The sequence below is a fragment of the Gilliamella apicola genome, assembly GCF_000599985.1.
Taxonomy (GTDB): Bacteria; Pseudomonadota; Gammaproteobacteria; order Enterobacterales; family Orbaceae; genus Gilliamella; species Gilliamella apicola.
Genome location: NZ_CP007445.1, coordinates 1,876,242 through 1,898,078 on the forward strand (window position 1 = coordinate 1,876,242; position 21,837 = coordinate 1,898,078).

A 21,837-nucleotide genomic window follows, 5' to 3' on the forward strand; every position below is an offset into this window, starting at 1 on the left:
CATATAATTAGCATAACTTCTGGCTAATAACACTTTTGGAAGTTTATCAAGCGCGATTGTTCTATTTTTGAAACCTTTTTTACTTGATTATATATTTCGGGGATCCGTTTTAAGACATTTTGCGCCGCATAACGTGCGGGCTTACGTTCACCTAAAGCTAATTCAATTAGATAAGCAACATATTTAGCTGGAATCGTTGGAAAAAGCTGTATTATTTTTATGGCACCAACTTTATTAATATTATAATAAGAGCACTGAGTGCTTTGTAACGGTGCAAAACCTAATGCTTGATCAATTAAAAATTCATTTTCAGCAAAAAATGCCCATAATTTATAGGGTTCATTTTCATAAATATTATGATAAAAATCATTATCTAAAAACAATCTAGCAATTTCATATTCAACATGAGGATAGAAATTAAGTTTTATCATGACATCAGCAATTTGTCTAAGATCGAAGTTTTTAAAAATGTCATACTTATCGTATAGCATTTCAAAAGAATAATTACTCTCTAGACTACTAAGTAGCTCGTTCATTCGAAATAAGTGAAACAAAGAAAATTCAGGTAAATTTAATAATCGATTTTTAGTAAATAGGAATTCAAAATCAATTTCCTCGTTAATTTCTTTAAATAATGTTGAGCGATCGATTTTACCATTCAAATATTCAAAGATATTATCAAGAGATTTTGATGTCACTGTTTTTAACTTTATATAACGGTTTTGATGTTCTGTAGATGATGATTCTTTGTTTTTTTGTTTTTCCTCTAGCTCATTTTGCATCCATTTTTTACATTCGATAAGGTACTCGTCAAAATTTTGCTGTAAAACATCACGTGCACTTGGTGGTAATGGAGTGTCTACAAGTGGTTCAAATCTAGGAATAACTAAATCAGCTTGTTGTTTGACGGCATTGGCAATCTCTAACCGAATTAAAGCACTTTCAAGTGCTGCAATAACTGTTTTATCAGTTTCGTTAGCTAAAGCCTGTTGTAAAATTGTCGGTTCAGAAATGATTCGAGAGAGTAGTATAGCTGCATTAGCACGCTGTTTAGCCGAGCCTGAAGTTAAAAAGTGTTGTAATTGCGGTCGAACCAGCTCCTGTGGTAAATTTAGTAGTATTTCTTTAGCTAATTGGCTCACTTGTTTGGAAGTATTTGACACCTGCATGACAATAAAATCAACCAATTGTAACTGAAGTTCTGGATATCGTTGAATATAATTAAGTTGTTCTACCTGCCCTAAAAGTGATAAACCGAGTGAGGGGAGTTGTTTAAATAATTCAATCCGATCTTGAATATAACTCAATAATCCATTCAATCGAGTGAAATACTCAAAGAAATCAAAACGAGTAGCAGTAATATTTTGACGATCAAAAATCGCAAACAGTAAATTTTCGCCTAATCCTGCTTGTTCAATTTCAAGTAATTGATGTAATTGTTGGATTGACCAATTTTCACGTTCCTCAATTTTATCTTTGTTTTCGCTATAAGATGGTAACGTGGTAATCAGTCCATCGTATAACAGATAGATAAACCATGATGGAATTTGCTCGCTTACATGTTTAATAAAATGTAAATGGTCAAATAAAGTGGCTAAAACTCGGGCATATCGAACGATTTGTTCTGGTGTATAAGTATCTGTCCAAGACTTATAAAAATTATTGCGTGCTTTTAACAACCAATGAATTCCGTAATCAATACTACAATAATTATATCGTGAACAATAAAATTGAGCTGGTTTTTCTAATAATTCATAAAGTTTAACTGCATTGTTAGATATTTGACATAATTTATCAAAATCGACTAACACATCAAGTTCATCACCATGCAAGATATATTCTATGATTCGTGTTGGCAAAGATTTATCTAATTTACTTAATCGTTTAAAGATAGTGTAGATTAACTGTTTAGATGCATGTGGACTTGTTGATAATTGTTCTGCTTTTTTCATATTCCTTTGTTCTCCCATTAAGGTTCAAATTTTGGGGGATCCATTTGTAATTCGGTATCATAGCGATTTGTTATTTTCAAAAAGTTTTTTATACTTGATAATCACTACTCCATATATCGAATTTTGTGGAACGCTTAAGTACTATATTATCCCTATAAAATTAGATCCTTTAATATCATTCGTATTATCTTTCAAAACTAGGTTAAACTCCACTTACATTAAACCTTGTTTTTTAATAGTGATAAATTGTAAGGTCAACTGACAGATCGTCACAAAAAATTACCACTAATACCTAATGTTCCCAAACTAACTAATTTAATGCTCTAATTTTGATAAAAAAAACTTATGCTTATTATTGCCATTCGACTTTGCTTAATGTTGTCAGTTCTTGGCTATAACGCTCTTATGCAGTTAATCGTATTACTTGTTTCTGATTTACCATCTTGTTTATACTTTAAATCTGAATCAAATTTGCTTGATACATTGGCAATCGCTATATAATCAGCAGAACTTTTACTTATAATATAGACGGGAAGCGATGCGTGTCGATTTTTGCTGTGATTGATTGCTTTGATCAAAAACAAACATGCCAAGCAGAATATAACATCCTTCATCATATTTATTCGTTTTTGGTAATACATTTAGATCATCAAGAACCATGACATCTTTTCCATATAAAATATAATGACAAATCCGTTCAGATATTGATTGTTCTAATTTATTTAAACCTGCAAAGCAATCAAGAATAACCTGATCCATCTGGTTTTGGTCATGTTTTACCATATTAATTTATCTTTCCAATTAGGATCAAAACCGCTACAGGCATTTGCAACTGCTATATAGTTAGCATAACCTTCGGCTAATAACACTTTGGGTAGTTTATCGAGCGCGATTGCTCTATCTCTGAAACCTTTTTTATTGCTGAAATAAAGATTATAAAGTACAGCTGGAATATTTTCTTCAGGTACCATACTGCCACTGAATTCAATATTGATATAAATATTGAGACTATCAAAGTGTTTATGGTAACCAAAAAAACATCCGCCATCTTCAATATTGTCACGCTCATAACCCATTTTCGTTAAAATACCACGTAGGGTAAAACTATCGGTTAACCAACCTAAACGGTCATCAATAATGCCATCTTTAAATTTGTTCATATCGGGTAATAGAGCATCAAACTGCTCAAACAATGGATTTACTTTGTAATCTTTAAGATGTGCTTGCCATTGAGCTATATCATCACTCGCGAGTAACGCTGAATGAGCAAGTGTAATATAGTTATTTTCATCAAGTAAGATTTCGTCATCTTGATTCGTTATTAAACTGCTATCCTCAGTTGGTCTAAAGCTATTGACAATCTGGCCATTATTGTCTAATTGTAACCAAACTAAACGTTGAATAAATCGCCCCACAATTGGATGTGGTTGCAGATATTTTTGCCAATCGTCTACTCGCCATTGACGCTCGGCACACATGGCTTCGTAAAAACGACTTATTTGCATAGTGAGCAATTGGCTAAACTCTTTTTTACTGTTGCTGAACTGTTTTTTTGCCTCTTTAACTAATTCAGGATTTTCACTTTTACGTGCTTCAGGTAATGATTTGATCTTTTCTCCATCAGCATTTTTTAATTGCCATTTAAATTTATCATCCAAACTAGCAATAAAACTACGTTCACCGTAATCAAGAATTAACAGGCCATTATCATCTAACCCTGCGGTTGATATGGTGCGATCGGCCAGTTCATCAGTTGACCAGCCTGAGCGCTCAGCAATGCTTTCGACCAAATATCTGGCCTTTTCTTGAATGGATGCCATGCGATAGCGACGTGCTATTGATAATAATAGTTGAATGATCATCGGATCATCACTGTTTGCCAGTGGTTCAAGCATCGCTTCAATTTGTGCTCGACGTAGATAATGATTTTTCATAAACGAACGTAAGAGAGATACAGCAACCCGGCCTTCAATACCACAGGTTAACGCTAATATTCCTTTGGCTTTAATGGCTGAGCCAAGATAGGTTGCTAATGTCTCTTTTTTGATTTCTTCAAAAACCTGCTCATAAGTAGTATCTTTAAAGTTAGAATAAAATTCCGGATCGCGTTGATAATATCCAATATATTGTTGCAACCGTTTATCAGCCTCTAAACCGGCTTTCGCTTCCGCTTCTTCTAATGTTGGTTTTTGGGTATCTTGCTTAATGAAACTTTGTAAAATAAATTCGCCTAATTGTTGCTGACTTTCGATGCTTAATAATTGATTATAAATAGTTAACAGCGGATTAGCCGGATCTTTTAATTTGACCGCTAAGCAGATCCACCACTCAATAATTTGTGAATCAACTTTATCACCATTTTGCCAAGTTAATGTTGGTATTAAGTTAAAATCAAACCAATCAAGGTCAGTTGGCATTTTACCTTTTAAACCTTTTTGAGCATCAGTCAATAACTTTTTCGGGGTTAAGTGCTGACTAATATCTTCTCCTATTTTTTCGAGCGCAACCAATATCGCCGCTTGTACTGTTTCGCGTTTCTCTTTTTTTAGAGCAGCATTTAGTGCTTTAATCGAGCTTTTTTGTCCTAACTCGGCCAACCAATTAGCTGCGGTAATACGTACCTCTTGTTTAGTGGACGATAAAGCTTGTTCAATTTGACTATGTATGTTGGGGATCTGTCTTAAAGCATCTTGAGCAACATAACGTAGTTGCTTATTTTCACCTAAAGCTAATTCAAACAGGTAAGCGACATATTTAGCTGGAATCGTTGGAAACAGTTGCAATATTTTTATGGTGCGAACTTTATCTACATGAGCATAATAGTGAGTAATTTGTAAAGGAGCTAAACCCAATCCTTGATCAATTAAAAAGTCATTCTCAGCAAAAAAAGCCCACAATTTATAGGGTTCATTTTCAAAAATATCATGGTAAAGATCATGATAAAAATCACTGGTTAAAAACGGCAAAGCAATTGTAAGTTCAACCTGTGGGTGGAAGTTTATTTTTAACATGACATCAGCAATTTGTCTAAGATCGAAGTTTTTAACAAAGCTAAAGAATTCATCTATTATATTATAATAATAAATATTATCTTTACGATTGACCAATCGTATCATTCGAAATAAATGAAACAAAGAAAATTCAGATAAATTTGATAGTCGATTTTTAATAAATAAAAAGCGAAAACTAATTTTCTCATCAATTTTTTTGAATAATGCTGAACGATCGATTTTACCATTCAAATATTCAAAGATATTATCCAGAGACTTTGATGTCACCTTTTGCAGTGGTTTATAAAGGTCTAAATAATAGGTCGATGCCATTTTATATTTCTGGTTTTTCTCTTGCTCATTTTCCTTCAATATTTTAAGTGCAGTAATAAACTCGTCAAAATTTTGCTGTATAACATCTCGAGCCGCTATTGGTAATGGTGTGTCAATAATTGGTTCAAAATCAGGAATAACTAGCTCAGCTTGCTGTTTGGCTGCATTGGCACTTTCTAATCTCGATAAAGCACTTTCAAGGGTAGCAATAACTGTTTTATTGGTTTCGTTAGCTAAAGCTTGTTGTAAAATTGTTGGTTCAGAAATGATTCGAGAAAGCAATATTGTTGCATTAGCACGCTCTTTAGCCGAGCCTGAAGTTAAAAAGTATTGTAATGGTGGTTGAACCAGCTCCAATGGTAAATTTAGTAGTATTTTTGTAGCTAATCGACTCACCTGCTTGGAAGTATTTAACGCTTGGATTGTAATAAAATCAGCCAATTGTAACTGAAGTTCTGGATATCGTTGAATGTATTTAAGTTGTTCTACCTGTCCCAAAAGTGCTAAACCAAGTGAGGGAAGTTGCTTAAAGAGTTCAATCCGGTCTTGAATATAACTCAATAATCCATTTAATCGAGTAAAATATTGAAACTTATAACAATAATCGACACTAGTATTTTGACGGTCAAAAATCGCGAACAGCAACTTTTCGCCCAAGCCTGCTTGTTCAATTTCAAGAAATTGATGTAATTGTTGGATTGACCAATTTTCACGATCATCAATTTTATCTTTGTATACAGTATCAGAGGGTAACGTAGTAATTAGTCCATCATATAACAAATACATAAGCCATGAAGGAACTTGGTCGCTTATATGTTTAATATAACTTAAATGGTCAAATAAAGTAGCTAGGACTTGGGCAAATCGAATTATTTGTTCTGGTGTATAGGCATCCGTCCAAAGCTTATAAAAATCAATACGTGCTTTGACTAACGGATTAAACTTGCGATAATGGTATGAACTGTCAAAGGAAGCTGGTCCTTGTAATAACCTACAAATTTTATTAGCATTACCTGAAATTTGACACAATTTATTAAAATCGGCCAACACATCAATTTCTTCACCATGCAAGATATATTGTGTGACCCGTTCTGGTAAAGATTTGTCTAATTCACTTAATGGTTTAAAGATAGTATTGATTAATTGTTCTGGTGATAATTGTTCTATTTCATTCATATTCCTTTATTCTCCATTAAGGTTCAAATCTTGGGTATCCATTTGTAATTGGGTATCATAGCGATTTGTTATTTTCAAAAAGTTTTTTATACTTGATAATCACTACACCATATATCGGATTTTGTGGAACGTTTAGGTACTATATTATCCCTATAAAATTAGATCCTTTAATATCATTCGTATTATCTTTCAAAACTACGTTTAACTCCACTTACATTAAACCTTGTTTTTTAATAGTGATAAATTGCAAGGTCAACTGACAGATCGTCACAAAAAAATTATCACTAAGGCCTAATGTTCCCAATCTAACTAATTTAATGCTCTGATTTTGATAAAAAAACCTTAAGGCTTATTATTGTCATTATCGACTTTGCTTAACGTTACCAGGTCTTAGCTATAACACTCTTATGCAATTAATCATATTACTTGTTTCTGATTACCACCTTTTTTATCCTTTCAATCTAAATCAAATTTACTTGATACATTAGCAACAGCCATATAATCAGCAAAACTTTTGTTTATAATGCAAACGGAAGGTCATTAGTTTGATTTTTGCTGAGATTGATTGCTTTGTTGAAAAAAACAAGCCCACTAAGCAGAATATAACATCCTTTATCATATTTATTCGTTTTTGATAATACTTTTAGAGCATCAAGAACCATGTCATCTTTGCCATATAAAATATAATGACAAATCCGTTCAGGCATTGATGGTTCTAATTTATTTAAACTCGCAAAGCAATCAAGAATAACCGGATCCATCAGGTTTTGGTCATGTTTTACCATATTAATTTATCTTTCCAATTAGGATCAAAACCACTACCAGCATTTGCAACTGCCATATAATTAGCATAACCTTCGGCTAATAATACTTTTGGTAGTTTATCGAGCGCGATTGCTCTATCTTTGAAACCTTTTTTATTGCTGAAATAAAGATTATAAAGTACAGCTGGAATATTTTCTTCAGGTACCATACTGCCACTGAATTCAATATTGATATAAATATTGAGACTATCAAAGTGTTTATGGTAACCAAAAAAACATCCGCCATCTTCAATATTGTCACGCTCGTAACCCATTTTCGTTAAAATACCACGTAGGGTAAAACTATCGGTTAACCAACCTAAACGGTCATCAATAATGCCATCTTTAAATTTGTTCATATCGGGTAATAGAGCATCAAACTGCTCAAACAATGGATTTACTTTGTAATCTTTAAGATGTGCTTGCCATTGTGCTATATCATCACTTGATAGTAACGCTGAATGAGCAAGTGTAATATAGTTATTTTCATCAAGTAAAATTTCTTCATCTTGATTCGTTATTAAACTGCTATCCTCAGTTGGTCTAAAACTATTGACAATCTGACCACTATTGTCTAATTGTAACCAAACTAAACGTTGAATTAATCGTCCCACAATTGGGTGTGGTTGCAGATATTTTTGCCAATCGTCTACTCGCCATTGACGCTCGGCACACATGGCTTCGTAAAAACGACTTATTTGCATAGTGAGCAATTGGCTAAACTCTTTTTTACTGTTGCTGAACTGTTTTTTTGCCTCTTTAACTAATTCAGGATTTTCACTTTTACGTGCTTCTGGTAATGCTTTGATCTTTTCTCCATCAGCATTCTTTAATTGCCACTTAAATTTATCATCTAAACTAGCAATAAAGGTACGCTCACCGTAATCAAGAATTAACAAGCCATTATCATCTAACCCTGCCGTTGATATGGTACGATCGGCCAATTCATCAGTTGTCCAGCCTGAGCGCTCAGCAATACTTTCTACTAAACATCTGGCTCTTTCTTGAATAGATGCCGTACGATAGCGACGCGCTAAAGATAATAATAGTTGAATGACCATAGGATCATCACTGTTTGCCAATGGTTCAAGCATCGCTTCAATTTGTGCTCGACGTTGATAATGATTTTTCATAAACGAACGTAAGAGAGATACAGCAACCCGGCCTTCAATACCACAAGTTAAAGCTAACATTCCTTTGGCTTTAATGGCTGAACCAAGATAAGTTGCTAAAGTTTCATTTTTAATTTCTTCAAAAACATGCTCATAAGTAATATTTTTACCGTTAGAATAAAATTCTGGATAGCGCTGATAATTTAAAATACGTAGTTGCAAGCGTTTGTCAGCTTCTGCACTGGCTTTGGCTTCCGCCTCTTCCAGTGTTGGTGTTCGGGTATCTTGATTGATGAAACTTTGTAAAATAAATTCGCCTAATTGTCGCTGACTTTGGGTACTTAACAGTTGATTATAAATAGTTAACAGCGGATTAGCCGGATCTTTTAACTTGACCGCTAAACAGATCCACCACTCAATAATTTGTGAATCAACTTTATTACCATTTTGCCAAGTTAATGTTGGTATTAAGTTAAAATCAAACCAATCAAAATCAGTTATTTTTTTCCCTTTTAAACCTTTTTCAGCATCAGCCAATAACTTTTTCGGGGTTAAATGCTGACTGATGTCTTCGCCAATTTTTTCGAGCGCGACCAATATCGCTGCTTGTACTGTTTCGCGTTTCTCTTTTTTTAGCGCAGCATTTAGTGCTTTAATCGAGCTTTTTTGTCCTAATTCGGCCAACCAATTAGCTGCTGCAATACGCACCTCTTGTTTAGCGGAGGATAAAGCTTGTTCAATTTGATTATGTATATTTGGGATCTCTTTTAGGGCATCTTGTGCTGCATAACGTATTTGCATACTTTCGCCTAAAGCTAATTCAAATAGATAAGCGACATATTTCGCTGGAATCGTTGGGAAGAGTTGTAATATTTTTATGACACTAACTTTATCAATACGATTATCAAAAGACTGATTGAATTGTAGAGGAGCCAACCCCAATGCTTCATCAATTAAAAACTCATTTTCAGCAAAAAAAGCCCATAATTTATAGGGTTCATTTTCAAAAATGTCATGAAAATAATCACTAGCTAAAAATGACCAAGCAATTATATATTTAACATGTGGATGAAAATTAATTTTTACCATGACATCAGCAATTTGTCTAAGATCGAAGTTTTTAACAACATCATAGCTATCATATATTCTATCAAAATAGTAGGTATCATCTAAATGATCGATATGATCGGTTAATCGTCTCATTCGGAATAAATGAAATAAAGAAAATTCAGGTAAATTGGATAGTCGATTTTTAGTAAGTAAAAAATCAAAATCAATATTTTCGTTAAATTCCTTGAGTAAGGCAGAACGATCAATTTTTCCATTCAAATAATCAAAGATCTTATCCAGAGACTTTGATGTTACTGTTTGTAACGGTTTATAAAGATCTAAGTAATAGGTCGATGGCATTTTAAATCCTTGGTTTGTTTCTTGCTCATCTTCCATCCATGCTTTACGTTCAGTAAGGAACTCATCAAAATTTTGCTGTATAACATCTCGAGCAGTTATGGGCAATGGTGTGTCACTAAGTGGTTCAAAATCAGGAATAACTAACTCAGCTTGCTGTTTGGCTGCATTGGCACTCTCCAATCTTGATAAAGCACTTTCAAGGGTTGTAATAACGGTTTTATTGGTTTCGTTAGCTAAAGCTTGTTGTAAAATAGTTGGTTCAGAAATGATTCGAGAGAGCAATATTGTTGCATTAGCACGCTCTTTAGCCGAGCCCGAAGTTAAAAAATGTTGTAATTGGGGTTGAACCAGATTCATTGGTAAGTTAAAAAGTATTTCTGTGGCTAATTGACTCACCTGTTTTGAAGTACTTAACGCCTGCATTGCAATAAAATCAACCAATTGCAACTGAAGTTCTGGATATCGTTGAATGTATTTAAGTTGTTCTACCTGTCCCAACGGCGCCAAGCCCTGTGAGGGGAGTAGCTTAAATAATTCAATACGATCTTGAATATAACTCAATAAGCCATTCAACCGAGTAAAATATTGAAAGAAATGACAATAATCAACACTAATATTTTGACGGTCAAAAATTGCAAACAGCAACTTTTCACCTAATCCTTCTTGTTCAAGTTCAAGAAATTGATGTAACTGTTGTATTGACCAATTTTCGCGCTCATCAATTTTACCGTTGTTTTCACAATAAGATGGTAACGTGGTAATCAATCCATCATATAACAGATAGATAAACCATGATGGTATTTGTTCACTTATACGTTTAATAAAACGTAAATGATCAAATAAAGTGGCTAAAACTCGGGCAAATCGAATGATTTGTTCTGGCGTATAGGCATCCGTCCAGAGCTTATAAAAATCAACGCGGGCTTTTTCCAATGGATGAATGTCGTAATAATCACGTGAATAATAAAAATCAGAGGGTCTTCGCAATAATTCATAAATTTTATTAGCATCACCTGGTATTTGACATAATTTATCAAAATCGACTAACACATCAAGTTCATCGCCATGCAAGATATATTGCGTGATCCGCGTTGGCAAAGATTTAGCCAGTACGCTTAATGGTTCAAAAATAGTCTTAATTAATTGTTCTGGTGATAATTGCTTTATTTCTTTCATATTCCTTTATTCTCACATTAAGGTTTAAATCTTAGGTATCTATTTGTAATTACGTAATATTTATAATTTTTAATCGTTTACTGTTTTAATTTAATTTTGCCATTTAAATAGACATAAAACCATCTAAATCAATATAAATCACTTTATAAAGTTGGATAAGTTTGTTGAAGGTTATTAAAAAAGTTATGAGAGATACCTTATATTCCTTATTATTTGCTAATTCTATTTAAGAACTTTATTTTTTACTTTATTGTAATGCATTACATACTATTGGTACTCGATCTACGTCTATTATCTAATTAAACTTATAAAATATTTAACATCTAAAATGATAAGTAAGTATTACTGCTTTTAACTGCAATCCATTCATACATTAATGTCGACAATCACATCTAGGTATAAAATATTCATGTAATGGATGGATAAATTGAAAAAGCGGACGACAACTAAATGCTTCACTACTAAAATCAAATATAACTGGCGGTTCATTTTTTAAAATGCTTCCGACCCATTGAAATATTTCTTTATTGTCATCTATTGAACTGCTTAATGGTAAAAGCATTCCTCCTTCAAAATAACCGTGGACCACATTTGTTATCATATTTGAATCAGAATCCAAGATAATTAAATGTCTTATAATGATTTTGTTATTGTCTGGAGTTTCATAATTTTGTATATAAAAGCGTAGACCGATCGCTTCAGCCATAAAATTATCACCCTTTATTAAATCTTCTGGATTGTATACAGGTATAAGGGAAGTAATTTCGTCATCACTTTCAAGAACAGGAAAGTCTTTGCTATCAATTTGATGCCAAACTAGTGGAGTTAAGGGTTGCTGTAGAAAAGGATTTTCCTTACCTATATAGACAATATAGGATGCGTATTGATCAAACATGTTTGAATTTAATTTTAATCCAAACATATATGCATCTAATCCATAAGGTTCATGAGGATGATAATAAGTATTCACGACAGCAAAAGTATTCAACCCATAAACAGGAACCGATTTTAATTTATTATTTAAGTAATCATAGATAAATACTGTATCATCTTCTGATATACCTGCCAAATTAAGCAATTTAGTACGGTATGAACCCGTGAGTAAATATTGTTCTTTTTTATAAGTTTTTTTTCAGCGCTTGGAATTAAATAGATATCTTTTTTGTATTTGTTATCATATAAATCAATATCATCAGATAATGAAATAAAGTCAAATTCGGGCTCACCTTTAATATAATCTATCGAGGTGAGTGTATACATTCGAATATCTTCCCTATAATGTCCTCCTTCCCATTCTAATAATTTGTTTCCACCTAGCATTTCCGCGCTACTGCAAAAACTAATTGATGATAAGGCAAAAATTGTAAACAGAAAGCTAATTAATTTATTTTTCATTTATTAGTTCACCATTTTCCTTAAATATACTTCTCACACCTATATGGTACCGCAATAATTTTAACTTATTTTTAGTTATTATTTTTCAACAATTGCTGATTTAATTTTGAACTAATAAGACTGATTTTGCCAATTCTTTTTTTCTTAATAAAAAATAATCTTCTCTGTTACAAACAATTAATGCCATATCTGCCCTATCCTATATATTTATTAAAATTAAAAGATATAGTTAATATTTAAATGGAATTAGTTTAATCTGGTTTCTGTTTAATACATCAGTGGATAATAATTTTAATCAAATTAGCAATATCTTGTTAATTAGTATTTCATTTTATTGAGACATATATTTTATTACACTAAAAAACACTCTCAATTATCCATTAAAAAACATCATGTAGATAAAATAACTTGCTTAATGCCTATTATCACACTTTATTAATAAACTTCTATAAGATGGGTCAATATAATCAATAGCTAGGCAATCAAATTATTTCCAATCAAAACCAAAAAACACTAAAGGTTGATTTTTAGGTAATTTACCAGACCATTGGACTTTATATTGGAATTCTGGATTTTGATCATTTAAATTAGATGGATAGCAAAAAAACGAATTGGATGACATCGAATTTTTTTAGCGATTTTCTTGATACACATGACCAACAAAAAATATTGAAGGTTATCTTGCACCAGGATGAGCAGTTTTTTTGCTAAAAAAGAACAATGATTATTCAATTAATTTTATTCATCATTTATACTATCATCAAAGTATATACACTGTTTTTAGTAATACTAATTTATTCACAGCAAAAATAATGAAATAAAACTCAATACATTAGCTATATTTTGAGTTTTAGTTTTATTGCGATTAAATATCTATTATTGATAATTAATTGATATGATAAGGAATATCATGGATATTATACGTTTCATTCTCCGTCTTCCCTACAGCATCTTCTGTATCTGTCTAGAAGCGATTCTCTATTTTGTACTTTTTCTACTAATTGTTTTACGATCCATATTATGGCTTATAAGCCCGATTATTGGTCAAATTAATTGGTCGGTACCTAAGTGGTATCCACGAGCTAAAGATATCTATCAATCATCAATTAAAAGACTCAATAACTACAGTTTAATTATTGGTGGTGTTGTTATTTTGGGAATTATTACCTATTTCAGTGGTAATTATGCCTACCATTGGTACTTAAATAAACCAAAACCTATTGAGCCAGCCACCGTAATTGTTAATACGTATGGTATTTCTTTTTATACACCTAAAGAATCTGGTACGCTTACTAATCCTAATCAATCTTATTTAAAAATCAAATTTACTGGACATAGACGATCACCAGCTCCGATAGATAAAATTGGCAAGGAAATAACTGAGGGTATTCAAATTTCACCTGAAATTAAAGGGATTTGGAGTTGGCATGACGATGTAAATATCTATTTTAAACCAGAACAACCATGGCCAATGGGTGAAACCTATACGGTTAAATTGGATGATTCAAAGTTACTTGATTCTAACAATTTAATAAATAAAAAAGAGAATATTTTTACATTTAAGACAACCGATTTTTCTTTTGAAATAATAAACAATGAATTATATCAAAATCCTATTGTTCCTGATGATAAACAAGGTATTTATGAAGTAAAATTCTCTCATCCTGTCGACCCAACAACCTTTGAACAAAATTTAAAATTATCACTATTTGAAATAGCAAATGGAAGATATGAGCCAAATAAATTTGTCCAAAATGTAAACTTTACAATTAATTATAATAAAGATAAAACAAGTGCCTATATAAAAAGTGATAAATTAGAACTTGCTGATATGAATAGGTATTTATTATTAAAAATTGCAAAGGGTGTAACATCTTCAATGGGAGGATCCCCAACAACCTCAGAAAGTTCAAAAGATATCGATATACCGAATAAATATAATCTTAGTATCACTTCATCTGATATTTCCTTTGTTGAACTGTCGAATAATGAAATACGCCAAATTATCACAATTAATTTAGCTTATAATGTTAAAGCTAGTGATTTACAAAAAGCATTGTCAATCTGGCAGTTACCCGATCCAAACGCCAAATATAGTGAAGAATATTACGATAAAACCGATAACACATACAAAACTAAATATTTTATTGATAAAACCGTCTTAGATAAATCGAAACGATTAACAACTAGATACATTGAGACTGACGACAATAGAACTTATCAAAATCAATTCAGTTTTGAAATAAACGGTGATCAACGTCAACAAATATTTATTACTGTTGATCCATCTTTAACGTCCGATGGTGGCTACACCCTTAAAAATAGATATGAGAAATTGATGCAAATTAATGAATTTGATAAATTGCTTAATTTCGCTGCTACTGGTTCCTTACTATCGCTGTCAGGTGATAAAAAGATTCCTGTCGTTTCTCGTAATGTCAGTCAAATAAAGTTAGAACTCAAACGTGTTATTCCATCCCAATTACAGCATTTGGTCTACGATAATGAAAGTGATTTTAAATCAATGAGTTTTGATGGTTATAAAAGTGATAATTTTGTTGAAAAATATTCAATTATAAAAGATGTTAAGGGGAAATCAGGCGCTATTCATTACTCTGACTTCGATTTGGCACCATACCTTAACAAAGATGTTAAAAAAAACGAAGCTAATCGCGGAGTATTTTTATTAAATCTCTATGCCCAAAATGATGATGCAATAGAAGGGGAAGATCCTTACGATTATATCACTTCTCGATTCATATTAGTGACAGATTTAGGCATTATAAATAAAAAATCACTTGATGGCTCTTATGATCTCTTTGTGCAATCTATCAACAGTGGGTTACCTGTTGCCGGCGCTAAAGTTTCAATACTCGGCGCCAATGGTATTGAAATTACGTCTTCAATCACCGATAACACTGGTCATGTCCATTTCCCAGCATTATCAGATTACTATAAAGGCATTAAACCGTTGTTATTCTTAATTGAAAAAGGTAAAGATATGTCATTTTTGCCAATTTCTAAAGGTTATCGCTATTATGACAGAAAACTTAATTACTCTCGTTTTGATGTCGATGGTCAATACGAAACAATTGACCGAGGAGAGTTACATGCGCATCTATTTTCTGATAGAGGAATCTATCGACCTGGCGATACATTCCACATTGGGATGATTATTAAAGCAGATGATTGGACTAAATCATTGAATGGAGTTAATTTAGTCGCCACTATTTTTGATGCAAAAAATAGTCATGTTACAACTAAAAAAATCAAAGTTGATGATTACGGTTTTAATGAGATTTCATTTAAAACGGAAGAAAGTTCTCCAACAGGACAATGGCATGTATATCTATATATTGATGATAAAAAAAATTTAAATGATTCGGATAATGATGAACCAAATTTCCTAGGTTCTACTTCAGTGACTATTCGAGAATTTGAACCAGATAAAACTAAAGTTACCGCACAAATAGTAACTGAAAACAGACAAGGATGGATTAATCAATCGGATATAATTGCCAAAGTGGCTGCAAAAAATCTCTTTGGAACCCCTGCCCAAGACCGTCGAGTTGAGAGTAAATTATATTTACAACCAACAAGATTTAGTTTTAAAAAATATGAAGATTATCAGTTTTATCGCGTAGGTAATAACCGTAGTAATTTCAAAATTGAACTTGAAGACAATTTTACAAATGAAGAAGGAATTGCTGATATTGATTTGCATATTGAAGACTTTGAAGGTCAATATGTAGCCAAATTTTTGACTGATGTATTTGAACCAAATAGTGGTCGTAGTGTGGCTGCAACTGATTCAATTTTGATTTCTGCATCTGATTATTTAGTTGGGTCAAAATCTGATGGTCATTTAAGTTATATCAAACGGGATAGCAAGCGTTTGCTTAATCTCATTGCAATAAATCCAGCTCTAGATCAAATTACACTAGATAACCTCAAACTTGTTACCCTTGAGAAAAAATATCTTTCAATATTAGTTGAACAGTCCTCTGGTGTTTATAAGTATGAATCTAAACAAAAAGATGTGATAATTTCACAAATTCCTTTTGAAATTGATAATAAAGGAACTGTTTATCAGATTCCAACTAATACCCCGGGTAACTATATTCTTCAATTGTTAAATAACCAAAATGAAGTAATTTATCAAACCGAATATACGATAGCAGGATCAGCAAATGTAACACGTTCATTAGATCGTAATAGTGAATTAATGTTAAAAATTGATGCTAATGAATATAAACCGGGTCAAGATATAGAAATTGCAATAACCGCACCTTATATCGGAAGTGGTATCATCACTATCGAAAGGGATAAGGTTTATGCATGGAAATGGTTTAAAACAGATACTACCAGCTCAGTACAAAAAATCACTTTACCTGAAGAAGTGGAAGGAAATGCCTATATCAATGTGCAGTTTATTCGTGATCCAAATTCAGAAGAAATATTCATGAGTCCGCTTAGTTATGGTGTTGTTCCATTTAAGGTTTCAGATGATAAATTTATGGAGAAAGTAACATTAGAAACACCTGAATTAATCAAACCTGGAGAGACAATTCCAATCACAATTAAAACCGCTAGTCAACAACGTGTCGCAGTTTTTGCAGTTGATGAAGGTATCTTACAAGTTGCTGGCTATCAATTAAAAAATCCAATTAAAAACTTTATACGTAAAAAAGTCTTATCTGTAAGAACAGATCAGATTTTAGATCTTATCTTACCTGAATACAAACGTTTACTAACTTTATCTGCACCAGGTGGTGATCAAGATAGTGATGATAAACTTAATGCTCATCTGAATCCATTTAAACGTAAGACAGATCAGCCGGTTACTTACTGGTCCGGAATTATAGACGTTAATGGTGAAAAACAACTCAATTATAAAGTACCTGAATTTTTCAGTGGAAAAATTAGAGTGATGGCAGTGACAGTCGGTAAGAAAACAATGGGTGTTACACAAACGTCTACTACAGTGCGTAATGACTTTGTATTAAGCCCTAATGTACCTTATTTCGTCACACCAAACGATGAGTTTGAAATAAGTTTATTAGTTGCAAATAACATCACTGAAATCGGTAATGAAGAAATCCCAATTAAGGTTAAGCTAACCACAACGCCACATCTAGCTGTTTTAGATGAGTCAATTAAAACCGTCAAGTTAGCATCAATGAAAGAAGGTACTTTAAGTTTTCGTTTAAAAGCAACCGAACAATTAGGTAGTGGTGATTTACTCTTTACAGCAACTTATAAAGATAAAACGATAACAAGACAAGTAAGTACTTCTGTTCGTCCGATAAATCCTTATCGAATAAAAACAATTATGGGTCGAATGGATGGTAAAACACAAACCTTTTCTGGGTTTAGACAAATGTATCCAGAATTTAATGAACAGAATGCTGGCATCTCTTATTCTCCAATGATCTTAGCTAAAGGTCTTACCGAATACTTAGATGATTATGAATATTTCTGTTCTGAACAGATTGTTAGTCGTGCTTTACCACTGGTGATTGGCAATAAATACCCTGAATTCAATTTAATAACCGATAAAACAATACCATTTACCGCAGTAATGCAAAAACTACAAAGCCGTCAAAATAGTGAAGGAGCAATTGGTTTATGGTATTCAACATATAATGTAGATCCATTTATTACACTTTATACAGTTCACTTCCTACTCGAAGCAAAAGATGCAGGATTAGTAATACCAAAAGATCTACTAGAAAATGCAAATAAATATGTTAAATTAGTTGCTTCTGGTAGTTTAACTGATAGTTACAACTTACGATTACGAGCTTATGCAATTTACTTGCTAACTAGACAAAATATCATTACAACTAATCAAATTGCTTCAGTCATTGAGGATTTAAATCATAATTACCAATCTTGGTCTACTGATCTTACAGCATTGTATTTAGCATCATCCTACAAAATGCTGAAAATGGACAAACATGCAGATAATCTTTTAAAACCGATTTGGAAGGATCTCTCCAAAGCCTATGATAATGCATGGTGGAATCACAATTATTATGATCCATTAGTCATTGATGCTGGAAAAATCTATTTAATTTCAAAACATTTTGAAAATAAAATCAATGATATTCCAGCTCAAGCTATTGAGAATATGACGTTAATGCTAAATGAAGAACGTTATACTACTCAATCGGCTGCCATGACTATGTTGGCTTTAGATAGTTATAATTCAGCAATTAAAGCTCATGAGTTAGATGAAAACGATCTTACTGTCACAACAAAATCTAAAGATCAACAGGCAAAAATTGCAACTATTGCTAAATTGAAAAATTTGTTAGCTAAAGGAAAATTCAATGATTCGGTAGAGTCTATTAGCTTCCATAATACTAAAGATTTGCCAGCATGGTATTTAATATCACAGAAAGGCTTTGATCGTTCAATTCAGCAAGAACCAATTAATAAAGGACTTGAAATTTACCGTGAATTTACAGATAACGATGGTAAGCAAATTGATAAGGTGAAATTAGGTGAAACTATCAATGTAACCGTCAGAGTCCGTTCAATATCTAAAGAAGGATTAACCAACATTGCAATTGTTGATATGCTACCAAGTGGTTTTGAAGTTGTTCAACAAAAAGCAATTAATAATCATGCTGAATCTGAAAACAATGAGCAAAGTGATGCGAGTGAAAATGATAATTCTGAAGAACAGTGGATATCACCAATTGCCACAGGTAAATATACTTGGTATCCAGACTATACAGATGTTAGAGAAGATCGCGTGATTATTTATGGTTCGACTAGAAATGATCATATACAAACCTTTAATTATCAGATAAAAGCGACCAATATTGGCCAGTATGCTGTTCCTCCAGCTTATGGTGAAGCAATGTATGATCGAGATATTCAAGCTGTATCTAAAGGTGGAAATAAGATTATTATTGAGCCTCGTTAGTTAACCATTGGCAGAGGGTAAACACTTTCCCTCTGCTATTTTGTATTTATTACATGATTACTAACATTAGCTTTCTAATTTTATATCATTATTGGTGTGACTTAATAAAATGGTAAAACAATTTAGGTATATTGGGAATATTATTGTTATTTTTATTATTCTTTTTTTAATCATCATTGCCTTTCGTTTAACCCCTAACCCACCGTTAAACCAATCGCTAAATTTTTCCACTATTTTGTATGATGAAAACGACAAACTACTGCGCATAACATTAGCAAACGACCAACAATATCGAACATGGACACCTCTGGAAAAAATTTCTCCACACATCATTAATGGTCTTCTTTTACATGAGGATCAGTGGTTTTATTATCATTTTGGATTTAATCCGCTTAGTTTGATAAGGGCATTTTGGGCAACCTATATCGGAGGTGGTAATCGACAAGGAGCATCGACTATCACTATGCAACTGGCACGTATGCATTGGAAAATCAATACTAAAACAATAGATGGCAAATTACTGCAAATATTTAGAGCTATTGAATTAGAGTTAAAATACTCTAAACATGACATTTTAGAAGCCTATCTTAATTATGCCCCTTTCGGTCGAAATATAGAAAGTATCGGAGCAGCATCGTTAATTTATTTTGATAAAACGCCTGATAAAGTTAACTTACCTGAAGCGTTAACGTTGACAGTTCTTCCTCAATCACCTACTTATCGTATAGACAAGAAAAAAGGCATTGCAGGAAAAGCATTAGTTAATGCTAGGCAACGATTATTTGAACGTTGGCAAAAACACTATGAAACCAAAGATAATATAGCTGCGCTATTTAATTTACCACTAATGATGCGTCAACCAGAGCAATTACCGTTCATCGCCCCTCATTTCACCGACCAAATACTTCAACAACAATTTCAAAAAAACAGTAATGAACAACAAGTAATTAAAACTACATTAAAAATAGATGTACAAACAATTATTGAACAGCAAGTCAGCGCATTTATTGAGCGCAATAAAATAAATGGAATTTATAACACTTCAGTGTTATTAGTTGATAACAACACAATGGAAGTGAAAGCATTAGTTGGATCTGCCGACTATTTTAATCGTAGCATTCAAGGGCAAGTTAACGGAACTGATGCTAAACGTTCACCCGGCTCAACACTAAAACCTTTTATTTATGCCTTAGGTATGGATCAAAGTATTATTCATCCCAAAACAGTATTAAAAGATGTCGCAACAGATTTCGGATTTTATACGCCAGAGAATTTTGATCACCATTTTAAAGGTCCTATCTCTGTTACAGATGCGCTAATTCACAGTCGTAACATTCCAGCGGTATATGTTGCTGGTAAATTAAAAAAACCTTCATTTTATCAATTCTTAAAACAAGCTCATATTCGCAAGATGAATACAGAAGATCATTATGGTTTAGCTTTAGTTCTTGGCGGAGGTGAAGTGACAGCCCAAGAATTAGCAACACTATATGCAATGTTAGCTAATCAAGGTATTTGGCAACCGTTAAGAATGACAAGAAATAGCGATAATCAAACACGTTTAAGTCAGCGTCTGTTGAGTCCTGAAGCGAGTTTCATGACATTAGATATGTTATTAAAAAACACGCGCAATGAAGATATTTTAGCTAAAAAACAACAATCTCTAACACCTATATATTGGAAAACTGGCACATCTTGGGGATTTCGAGATGCATGGACAGCGGGAGGATTTAATAATTATACTCTCATTGTTTGGATGGGTAATTTTGACGGGCATAGCAATAATGCTTTTGTTGGTGTTAATGCCGCAGCACCACTATTTTTCAATATTATTGATTCAATAACTGCATATTATCCAAATCATAAAGGTTATCAAAACGCAATTCCACCTAACTTAACGCAAGTCGATATTTGTTTACCAAGTGGAAATTTAGTTACACAATGGTGTAAGATAAAGGGGAAAACTTGGTTTATACCAGGTGTTTCACCGATTAATATTGATACAGTTTATCGTCCTGTTGTAATTGATAATAAAACGAATAAAGTTGCTTGTCCTCCTTTCAACCCGAAGGATACACATGTAGAAGTTTATGAATATTGGTCATCAGACTTAGCTGAAGTATTTGCTAAAGCGGGAATTCCCAAAAAAACACCACCTAATAGCGCGCATTGCGAAACAACGCAAAATTATATGGGTTCTCCGCCACGTATCACTTCACCTTTAAAAAACGTTGTTTACAAATTAAGGTTAAGTAATAAAGAAAATGAGAAAATTGTACTAAATGCCATTGCTGATGGTGAAGTTAAGAAATTATATTGGTTTGTCGATAAAAATTTTCTTGGTAGTAGTTCAGTTGAAAATACACTGGATTGGGTTCCTAACAAAAGTGGCATTTACAAAATATCTGTAATCGATGATCTAGGGCAAAGCGACAGTAGAAAATTAAAAGTAGACTTAATTGATTAATGAAAACAAAACTAATACTCTTACTAACGCTATAACAACATGATGCATAACGTTAAAAATATAATTTACAAACTTGATATTAGTCG

The 21,837-nt window shown here is 32.6% G+C and carries 10 protein-coding genes; 3 read left to right on the forward strand and 7 right to left on the reverse strand.

Features of this window, described 5'->3' with window-relative positions:
* Positions 1-23: 23 nt before the first annotated feature.
* Positions 24-1,952, reverse strand: coding sequence for a hypothetical protein (locus GAPWK_RS08525; RefSeq protein WP_025315815.1), 1,929 nt, complete (start codon positions 1,950-1,952; stop codon positions 24-26).
* A gap of 345 nt (positions 1,953-2,297) precedes the next feature.
* On the opposite strand from GAPWK_RS08525, the gene GAPWK_RS15255 reads away from it, so the two are divergent.
* The gene (locus GAPWK_RS15255; RefSeq protein WP_238551112.1) at positions 2,298-2,453 is read left to right on the forward strand and encodes a hypothetical protein; all 156 of its coding nucleotides are present in this window, start codon (positions 2,298-2,300) and stop codon (positions 2,451-2,453) included.
* Between the two features lie 12 nt (positions 2,454-2,465).
* On the opposite strand, the gene GAPWK_RS08530 is transcribed toward GAPWK_RS15255, so the two are convergent.
* From GAPWK_RS08530 to GAPWK_RS08555, 6 genes are all read right to left on the reverse strand, one after another.
* The gene (locus GAPWK_RS08530) at positions 2,466-2,735 is read right to left on the reverse strand and encodes a hypothetical protein (protein WP_025315816.1); all 270 of its coding nucleotides are present in this window, start codon (positions 2,733-2,735) and stop codon (positions 2,466-2,468) included.
* Positions 2,729-6,451 (reverse strand): DUF4132 domain-containing protein, encoded by a 3,723-nt coding sequence (locus GAPWK_RS08535; protein ID WP_038517410.1) that lies wholly within the window; start codon positions 6,449-6,451, stop codon positions 2,729-2,731. Before GAPWK_RS08535 ends, GAPWK_RS08530 begins: the two co-directional genes overlap by 7 nt.
* A gap of 518 nt (positions 6,452-6,969) precedes the next feature.
* The gene (locus GAPWK_RS08540) at positions 6,970-7,236 is read right to left on the reverse strand and encodes a hypothetical protein (protein ID WP_025315817.1); all 267 of its coding nucleotides are present in this window, start codon (positions 7,234-7,236) and stop codon (positions 6,970-6,972) included.
* Positions 7,230-10,952, reverse strand: a complete 3,723-nt coding sequence (locus GAPWK_RS08545) for a DUF4132 domain-containing protein (protein WP_025315818.1) — start codon at positions 10,950-10,952, stop codon at positions 7,230-7,232. The genes GAPWK_RS08540 and GAPWK_RS08545 overlap by 7 nt, the downstream gene beginning before the upstream one ends.
* A 373-nt stretch (positions 10,953-11,325) precedes the next feature.
* Positions 11,326-12,021, reverse strand: a complete 696-nt coding sequence (locus GAPWK_RS08550) for a hypothetical protein (RefSeq protein ID WP_025315819.1) — start codon at positions 12,019-12,021, stop codon at positions 11,326-11,328.
* Entirely contained in the window at positions 11,973-12,347 is a 375-nt protein-coding gene (locus GAPWK_RS08555) for a hypothetical protein (protein WP_025315820.1), read from the reverse strand. The genes GAPWK_RS08550 and GAPWK_RS08555 overlap by 49 nt, the downstream gene beginning before the upstream one ends.
* Positions 12,348-13,257: 910 nt before the next feature.
* On the opposite strand from GAPWK_RS08555, the gene GAPWK_RS08560 reads away from it, so the two are divergent.
* Both GAPWK_RS08560 and pbpC read left to right on the forward strand, forming a co-directional pair.
* A complete protein-coding gene (locus GAPWK_RS08560) occupies positions 13,258-19,284 on the forward strand; it encodes an alpha-2-macroglobulin (RefSeq protein WP_025315821.1) in 6,027 nt (2,008 codons plus the stop codon).
* A gap of 109 nt (positions 19,285-19,393) precedes the next feature.
* Positions 19,394-21,751 carry a penicillin-binding protein 1C gene (gene pbpC, locus GAPWK_RS08565; RefSeq protein WP_025315822.1) on the forward strand — a complete coding sequence of 786 codons (2,358 nt, stop codon included), beginning with the start codon at positions 19,394-19,396 and terminating at the stop codon, positions 21,749-21,751.
* Positions 21,752-21,837: the final 86 nt, after the last annotated feature.

What these genes read in the sequence shown, in the direction of transcription:
- GAPWK_RS08525 (WP_025315815.1), bottom strand. Translation starts at nt 1,952, where the DNA reads ATGAAAAAAGCAGAACAATTATCAACAAGTCCACATGCATCTAAACAG.
- GAPWK_RS15255 (WP_238551112.1), top strand. Translation starts at nt 2,298, where the DNA reads ATGCTTATTATTGCCATTCGACTTTGCTTAATGTTGTCAGTTCTTGGC.
- GAPWK_RS08530 (WP_025315816.1), bottom strand. Translation starts at nt 2,735, where the DNA reads ATGGTAAAACATGACCAAAACCAGATGGATCAGGTTATTCTTGATTGC.
- GAPWK_RS08535 (WP_038517410.1), bottom strand. Translation starts at nt 6,451, where the DNA reads ATGAATGAAATAGAACAATTATCACCAGAACAATTAATCAATACTATC.
- GAPWK_RS08540 (WP_025315817.1), bottom strand. Translation starts at nt 7,236, where the DNA reads ATGGTAAAACATGACCAAAACCTGATGGATCCGGTTATTCTTGATTGC.
- GAPWK_RS08545 (WP_025315818.1), bottom strand. Translation starts at nt 10,952, where the DNA reads ATGAAAGAAATAAAGCAATTATCACCAGAACAATTAATTAAGACTATT.
- GAPWK_RS08555 (WP_025315820.1), bottom strand. Translation starts at nt 12,347, where the DNA reads ATGAAAAATAAATTAATTAGCTTTCTGTTTACAATTTTTGCCTTATCA.
- GAPWK_RS08560 (WP_025315821.1), top strand. Translation starts at nt 13,258, where the DNA reads ATGGATATTATACGTTTCATTCTCCGTCTTCCCTACAGCATCTTCTGT.
- pbpC (WP_025315822.1), top strand. Translation starts at nt 19,394, where the DNA reads ATGGTAAAACAATTTAGGTATATTGGGAATATTATTGTTATTTTTATT.